Origin of the sequence: Actinomyces sp. oral taxon 849 str. F0330, from assembly GCF_000239715.1 — a bacterium.
In the GTDB taxonomy this organism is placed as follows: domain Bacteria; phylum Actinomycetota; class Actinomycetes; order Actinomycetales; family Actinomycetaceae; genus Actinomyces; species Actinomyces johnsonii.
Genome location: NZ_JH470349.1, coordinates 149,021 through 156,706 on the forward strand (window position 1 = coordinate 149,021; position 7,686 = coordinate 156,706).

Sequence of the window (7,686 nt, forward strand, 5' to 3'; positions counted from 1 at the left end):
CGGGCCGTCCGGGAGCCGTCCCAGCGCCTGATCCAAGGAGCGGCCCAATACCCCGGAGGCCGACTCGGCCAGTGTCAGGCAGCGCGAGTCCATCTGCTCGGGCGTCTTGTAGCCCCGGCGGGCGGCGGCGCGCCGTCCCTTCCCCGTGCGCGAAGTGGGCTCGGTGCGCGAGCCGCGGGAGCGCTGTGATGCGCCTGCGCCTCCTCGCCCGGCCGCCCTGGCGCCGGGAGAGCTGTCTTGGGACTTCTTGCGGAAGCCGACCATGGTGGTCCTTTCGGGAGCGGTGTCGAGCGGCCGCGGGCCGCACGGGGAGCGAAGAGTTGAGGAGCCGACGGGCTCAGCGACGGACTCGGCGGAGAATCTCTGGGAGCGTCGTCGGGCTCGGGCCGCGTCCGCGGTGCCGGCGGGCCAGGCCGGGCGGGCGGCAGGATGGGGACGTTAGCGGGGCACCTCGCAGGAGAGCTGGTCGGCGGCGTGGGCCTGCTGGCTCCACAGCTCTTCGGTGAAGGTGTCGTCCAGAATGGAGCGGGCCAGCGGCTCGTCGGGGCGCATGATGTCGCGCACCGTCTGAAGGATGAGCTGGCGCCGGTCGGTCAGGCCCTCCTGACCGAGGATCTGGGCCGATCGGCCCAGGCCGCCCATGAAGTTGACGTACTCCATGGCGTGGTACTGGGGGGAGACCTCGTCGGGGCGCAGCTGGTGGGTGCGCGTCTCCAGCGCGTTGCGCACGTCTCGGCGTAGGGCGTCCTGGCCGCCCTCGGAGCGCACGTAGAAGGGCAGCAGGCGGTTCATCATGAGGTGGTGGGCGATGGCGTAGTCGACGTAGTAGAAGAAGGCCAGGCCCACGCCCTCCTCAGCGGACTGCTCGGACTCGGACTTCTGCCATTCGGCGTAACAGGTGGTCTTGGCGACCTCCTTGGCCCAGGTGGGCGCGGCAGCCATGGCCTCGGTCGGCTGGAAGGCCACGCGCGACTTGCAGCGCGGGCAGGTGATGAACACCGGCATGTGGTAGAGCTCGGGCAGCGGCACCGGGTCGCCGCATTTGTCGCAGGTGAAGGAGAACTGGGCCTGGCGCCAGTCGGTCATGGCCCGGTTCCACTCCTCGCGGGCCTGCTCGGCGCGGCCGGGGGCGAAGACCTCCTCGATGATGTTGCGCAGGCGCACCTCGAAGCCGCCCACGAGGTTGGCCGCCTCCTGGAGGCGGGCGGAGAGCTGGCGATCCTCTTCGATGGACAGGTCGGCGTCGATGTCCAGGAACGGGGCGAAGTGCTTGGCGAAGACCCGCTGGGCCTTGGTGTGCAGGAACATGATCTGGGCCTCGACCTCCGAGCGGAAGGCGGAGACGGAGGCCGGGTCGGTGATCTGCATCTCCATCGCGGTGCGGGCCGAGCTGACACCGAACTCCCGGGCGCGGGCCTCCAACCGGTCCAGATAGGTGCTCAGGCGCTGAGTGAGTGCCTGAAGCCGCCGGTAGTAGCGGACGTAGGCGGACATGTCAGGCTCCTTGCGGTGGAGGATCGGGAGTATTACTGAGGAAGGCACCGGTTGCCGGGGTTGTCTGGGCGCGGCTCGGTGCCGGCGACGACGCCGACTCGCGAGCCTGGCGCAGAAGGCACCCACGGCTGCCAGCACTGTGGATGCTACTCAACTGGAGACTTCAACTGCGACCTGATCGTGATCTTTTGAAATCGCGGAGCCCAAAATCTGGGCAGGGCTCCCCCTTGCCATTCCTCCGACGATATGGCTTCTCGACTGTCTACAACGGCGGCGCCGAGCCGGAGAAAAGTCGGGGCCGCCCTCCAAGTGGAGAAACTCAAGAAGCGTCGACAAGTGACAAGGATCATAGTGTCGGTGCTGGTGTCAATGGCCCGATCATGGCGTCCGTTGTGATCTGGCCGTGACTCGGCCAGGGCTGACGGGACAGGTGCCTGAAGGCAGTCGCTAGCCACGGCGGGCCTGGCGGGAACGCCGTGAGGAGCAGGCGGGACGGATGGCGGTCGAGAGCAGGTGCGCCTCCCCACCCAGACCGATAGGCTGAAACGGTCCGCGGGTACCACCCCTCGACCTCTATCCGACACTGTCGTCAAGCACCCAAGGCGCAGTTGCCATGTCTCATGTCAAGACGGCGATGATCATCTGGTCAGTCCTGGCCCTCGGCCTCATCATCTACTACGTCTGCCTGCGCCAGCACGTGCTTCGCATCCAGGACCCACGGGGCGAGGTCTACGGAGCCGCCGCACTCACGGTAGTGACGCTCGGGGGCCTCCTCGCGGCCCTGGTCATCCGCATCGTCACAGCGTTTCTGCACCGCCCAGCCGCGGCGGCCGCCATCTCACTGCAGATCTCGCTGCTGACCGGCGCCCTCCTCATCCTCATGGTGGCGCTGTCGCAAGTCACGGCTTTCACGCCCGCCGTCGAGGGGCCCGACCCGATCTCGGAGCTGCGCTCCGTCACCGTCAACGGCCGCACTGAGTGGCTGTCCCTGCGCGGCCAGGACCGTAGCAAACCCGTCCTGCTGTTCCTCTCCGGCGGGCCCGGAGGCTCACAGCTGGTGACCGCCCGTCACTGTTTCGCCGACCTGGAGCGCGACTACGTCGTCGTCACCTGGGAGCAGCCGGGGGCGGCGAAGTCCTACAGCGCGATCAGCCCCGCGGATATCACTCTCGACACCTACCTCTCCGACGGGGCCGCGGTCACTGAGATCCTCAGACGGGAGTTCGGTCAGGACCGCATCTACCTCATGGGCGAGTCATGGGGCTCGGCACTGGGGCTCATGATGGCGCGCGAGCACCCGGAGTACTACCGGGCTTTCGTCGGCACGGGCCAGATGATCGACTTCCTCGAGACCGAGAGGATCGACTACCAGATGGCTCTCGAGGACGCCCGGAGGACCGGGGACCGGAAACTCGTCGACAAGCTCGAAGAGCAGGGACCACCGCCCTACAAGTCGGGCATCGCCCTCAAGACGAACGCCTACCTCTCCCCCCTGTATGGGACGTCGGCGCGTACCGGACAGCTCCATGGCGCCACCTTCTCCACCATGGACGGACCCTACGGGGTCGAGTACGGCCTGCTCGACAAGGTGTCTTTCTTCTGGGGCCTGTACCGGACCTTCGATTCGTTCTACGGCAAGCTCTACCCGATCGACCTCCGCCAGTACGCGGCCGAACAGCAGATCCCGATCCATATCTTTCACGGCCGCTACGACTACAACGCGCCCGCCGGCCTGGTGGAGGACTACTACGCACGGCTGAGCGCGCCGCGCAAGTCGCTGGTCTACTTCGAGCACTCGGGCCACAACCCCTGGCAGACCGAAAACGAGCTCTTCATCGACCACGTGCGGCAGGCCTTCGCCGAGTCGGCCTGAGGCGGCTCCGCGCGTTCGTAGGGTAGGTCTCGCATTCGTACCCTTTACCCCTCGAACGCGCACCCTAAGGCACGAACGCGGCGTGCTCGGCACACTAGCGGGGCTACGACTGCTCGCGCTCAGCCTCCTTAAGGGCCCGGGTGAGCGCCTCCGACACCCCGCGCGCACCGAGACTGCGCTTCTTGGCGCTCAGACGCTTGAGCGCCCACGTGAACAGGTCCTCCCGGGAGACCCACTCCGGGTTCTTGGCACGCGCCTGAGCCATGAGCCCCATCAGCTCACGAGGATGGATCTCCTCTATGGAGTCCACATGGTCCAGGGCGTTACGGCGGTAGGTCGGGGCCGCGAGCGCGTCGTCCCGGCAGGCCCACACGAAGCCGTCCTCGTCGAAGTAGGCGAAGGCCTCCCCCAGGGCCACCCTGATCGACTCCTCGCGCGACTTGACGGTTCGCGACAGTCCGAAGGCGCGGGAAATCTTGACGTAGAACCGGCGCCGCGCGATCGGGGCCTCGACCTGGCAGATGGCGGTGGCGACCTCGACGAGCACCTTCCTGGCCTCTGGATCAGTGCCAGCCCGGTCAAGGATCTCCAGGGGGCGCACACCCGCCGGGCTCCAGGCGGTGTACTCGCCGCCCGGGGCCCGCGGACCGGGGGCGGGCGCCATCGCATCGCCACCGCCTGCATCGGCGGAGTCCTGGACTGCGGTCCGAGCATCGTCGTCGGCGAGCGGCGCGACGTCCTGGGCCTGGCCGGTGTGCTGCGGTTCAGGCACGGCCGCCGTCGGTGTCGGCGGTGTCCAGTGACCGCCGGCAGCCTTGACGAGCCGGGCGACGACGGCCTGCGGGGCCGCGAGCCACTCGGGCGTCCAGACCCGCTCGACCCGTTGCCAGCCCATGGTGCGCAGGACGTCGACCGGCAGCAGGTCGCGGTCGACGACGCCCTCCCGCCTGTTCCACTGCGACCCGTCGAGCAGGACGGCCACGGCGGGGCGGTCTGGCTGGTCGGCGCGCGCCAGGACGAGGTCGATCTCGAAGGTGGAGTGGCCAACGCCGGTGCGGACCGCGAGCCCGGCCGCCTCCAGTGCTCCGGCGATCTCACGGCGGTGCCAACTGAGCGGGCTCTGCGAGGCGGGCAGAGCCCGCGGGGCCCGTCCCTCGGCGGCCTGGTGGAGGTAGGCGCGCAGGTCTTTGACGCCCCGGTAGGCGGTCCGCTCGGCGTGCAGGTCCTGGGGGTCGAAGCTGGTGAAGACGATGATCTGCCTGCGGGCCCGGGTGATGGCCACGTTGAGGCGGCGCTCGCCGCCGGCGTGGTTGAGCACCCCGAAGTTCAGTGGCAGGTCGCCTCTCACATTGGCCGAGAAGGTCACCGAGAACAGGATCGTGTCGCGTTCCTCGCCCTGAACGTTCTCCAGGTTTCTGACGAACAGGCCGTCGCGGGCGTCGAGGGCCTCGATGACCCGGGGCGAGGCGGCCTCGCGCAGGCTGTCCTCGATGAGGTCGCGCTGGCGATCGTTGAAGGTGATGACGCCCAGCGAGGGCAGGCGGTCGGGGCAGGCCTCGACGTGCCGGAGCACCTCCTCCACCACGCGTTGGGCCTCAAGCGGATTGGTGTTCGGAGAAGCACTGGAGTGCCGGGCGCGGTCCTCGGGCCGGAAGTAGCGGCCGCGGACCCGTCGCAGCGAGATGCCGTGACCGCCGGGGGTGTCGTCGGCCCCGGCGGCAATCGTCAGCGGGCTGGGGAAGGTGTGCAGCCGGCCGCCGTAGTAGTGGCGGTTGGAGAAGGCGACGAGGGACTCGTCCCGGCTGCGGTAGTGCCAGGTGAGTCGGTGCTGGAGCAGGCCGCTGTCCAGGCAGCGGGTGAGGATGGAGTCGGCCTCGGACGCCTGCCCCCCTCGTGTCTCGCCGGCGCCGGGGGTGGGCGGCATCTGCTTGGGGTCGCCGACCACGACCACGCTGCGGCCGCGCCCCATGGCGCCCACGGCGTCGGCCACCCGGATCTGGGAGGCCTCGTCGAAGACGACGATGTCCACGTAGCGCCGGTCGGCCGGGAAGAACCGGGCCACCGAGTCGGGTGAGACGAGCAGGCAGGGCGTCAGGGCGGTGATGAGGTCGCCGTAGGCGCTCATCAACTCGCGCACGCTCATAGCGCTGCGACGGCGGTTGAGCTCGCTGCGCAGCCCCTCGGCGCGAGCGGCGGCCTCCTGCAGGATCCGGTCTCGGTGGGCCAGGACGACGTCGACCAGCTCAGGTGTCAGAGCCGCCCGCAGCTCGTCCAAGGCACTGCGGTAGCGTTCGATGAGCCGGTTGTGAGCAGCGGCGTCGAAGCGGTCCAGACCGGTGGCGCGGGCCCGCTCCTCCAGGGCGGCCTGGACCTGGACGGTGGTAGAGCCCGCAGAGTCGGCGGAGTCCCCGGATTCTCCGGAGTCCCGGAGCTGGGCGAGCACTTCTCGTGCTCCGCTGTAGGACAGGCCGCCCGGTGCCGGCTCGTACAGGCCGCGGCGGTAGGCGTCGAGCTCGGTGCGGATCCTGGCCAGCTCGGTGCGCAGCGCAGCCGGGGTGGAGCCTCCGGTCGCCTCACCGGTGCCGACGTCGACGCCGTCTCCGGGCTCTCCTCGTCGCAGGGCCAGGGCGCGGCGCAGTGCCCGGCGGACCTCTGTCGGCTTCATGCCGTTGTCGTGCAGGTTGAGCAGCAGGTCGCCGATACCGGTCTCCTCGCGCAGGCGGCGGGCAACGACGTCGAGGGCGGACTTCTTCTCGGCGACGAACATGATGGACCGGCCCGTGGCCAGCGCCCGGAAGATGAGGTTGGAGACGGTCTGGGACTTGCCCGTTCCGGGCGGCCCTTCGACGACGAGGCTGCGTCCGGCGACGGCGTCGGCCACGACTCGGGCCTGTGTGGAATCCGCGGCCAGGGGCAGATTCTGGGTCGCCTCGTCGATGTCGATGTCCCTATCGGCCGAGCCCGCCGGGTCCACGAAGTTCTGGCGCCCTCCCGCCATGAGATGGGCAACCAGCGGGCTGGCGGCGATCGTCGGCCAGTGGTCCTCAAGGTCCTTCCACATCCGGTAGGTGGAGAAGCGGAACAGCCCCAAGTGGACTGTGGGGGCGACGACGTCGTCCCAGCCGGCGCGCCGCAGGCGGTCGCGCACGCCGTCGAGAGTGGCCCGCAGGTCGATGCCGTGCTCGTCGAGCCGCGGGTTCCTCAGCTCGGTGAGCTCGATGCCGGTGTCCCGAGCGAAGCGGTCGAGGAAGGAGTAGTTGGGCGTGGAAGCACCCGTCTCGTCCAGGATGATCCTGAAGTCGTCTCCGGTGCGTTCGAGGTTGACCGGGATGAGGATGAGCGGGGAGTGCAGGCGGCTGCCGTCGCTGTCCCACTGCAGGGTTCCGATGGCCAGGTAGAGGTTGTTGGCGCCGGTCTCCTCGACGGCGGTGCGGGCGCCAGTGGCCAGGGCCTGGAGACGCTGCACACGCTCGTTGGCGGTGAGCTCGACCTCGACGGTTCGCTCTTTCAGGAGCGAGTCCGCGCGGGCCTGCTCCTGCTGAAGGTCCTCGTCGGACAGCCCCGCGGGCCGGTGTCGTCCCGCGGTGAGGGTGATGTATTCCTTGTCATTGACAAGGTCCTCGAACTCGCCGATGAGCGCCGGTGGGACGCGCAGCTCCACGGCGTGGCGGGAGACGCGATTGATGAGGGGATTGCGCAGGGAGAGATCGAGCAGGCTCTTCTGCCAGTCCCGGACCCGCTTCGGGGTCCGCTGGGGAGGGAGGTTGTCAGAGGTCATGGGGATCATGGCGGTTCATGGGTGGTTGGAGGGATGTGCGTCGACCCGCTCGCCCGAGTCGGCCTGACCGATCCGGGAGCCCCGCGCACCGCAGGCCCGTCAGTGGGGACGCCGATGGCCGCCGGTGGACGGCCGATGCGGGCAGGGGTGCGGATTGCTCCGGCCGACGAGCGCAGATTACAACGGCGCTGCGACACGATCGACACCACCCGTCCCAGGCATCCTTCCTCCGCGCGTTCGTAGGGTAGGTCGCGCGGTCGTACCCTCTACCCCTCGAACGCGCGATCTAAGGTACGAACGCGACGCCGGGGCCTCCGCCCCGGTGCTTTACAGCCGGGCGGTGCGCGCGGGGTCGAGGCGCAGGGTGACAGACTCGCCGGCGTCGTGGGGGCGCCGCGCCAGGGCGGCGGCACGGGCCGGACTGCCGCCGCTGTCAGCATCGGCTTCTCCAGTCAGCTCGGCGAGCCGCTCGGGATCGAACTCGACCTCGACCTCCCACTGGCCACGGCGCAGGCGCGAGGCCAGCACGGTGGCCGACAAC

3 protein-coding genes and 2 pseudogenes are annotated in these 7,686 nt (G+C 69.3%); 1 reads left to right on the top strand and 4 read right to left on the bottom strand.

Going from position 1 to position 7,686, the window contains the following annotated elements; translation table 11 throughout:
• Window positions 1-264 (bottom strand): annotated as a pseudogene (locus HMPREF0975_RS16575) (hypothetical protein); the annotation flags it as partial.
• A 174-nt stretch (window positions 265-438) separates the two neighbouring features.
• Window positions 439-1,494, bottom strand: a complete 1,056-nt coding sequence (locus tag HMPREF0975_RS02720; protein ID WP_009232593.1) for a hypothetical protein — start codon at window positions 1,492-1,494, stop codon at window positions 439-441.
• A gap of 613 nt (window positions 1,495-2,107) precedes the next feature.
• Between HMPREF0975_RS02720 and HMPREF0975_RS02725 the strand changes: the two genes are divergently transcribed.
• On the top strand, window positions 2,108-3,367 hold the full coding sequence (locus HMPREF0975_RS02725; RefSeq protein WP_009232594.1) for an alpha/beta fold hydrolase: 1,260 nt from the start codon (window positions 2,108-2,110) through the stop codon (window positions 3,365-3,367).
• A 103-nt stretch (window positions 3,368-3,470) separates the two neighbouring features.
• Here HMPREF0975_RS02725 and HMPREF0975_RS02730 read toward each other — a convergent pair whose 3' ends face one another.
• Together HMPREF0975_RS02730 and HMPREF0975_RS02735 are read right to left on the bottom strand one after the other, a co-directional pair.
• On the bottom strand, window positions 3,471-7,145 hold the full coding sequence (locus tag HMPREF0975_RS02730) for a DUF4011 domain-containing protein (RefSeq protein ID WP_232212440.1): 3,675 nt from the start codon (window positions 7,143-7,145) through the stop codon (window positions 3,471-3,473).
• A 327-nt stretch (window positions 7,146-7,472) separates the two neighbouring features.
• Window positions 7,473-7,686: pseudogene (locus tag HMPREF0975_RS02735) on the bottom strand (ABC transporter ATP-binding protein); the annotation flags it as partial.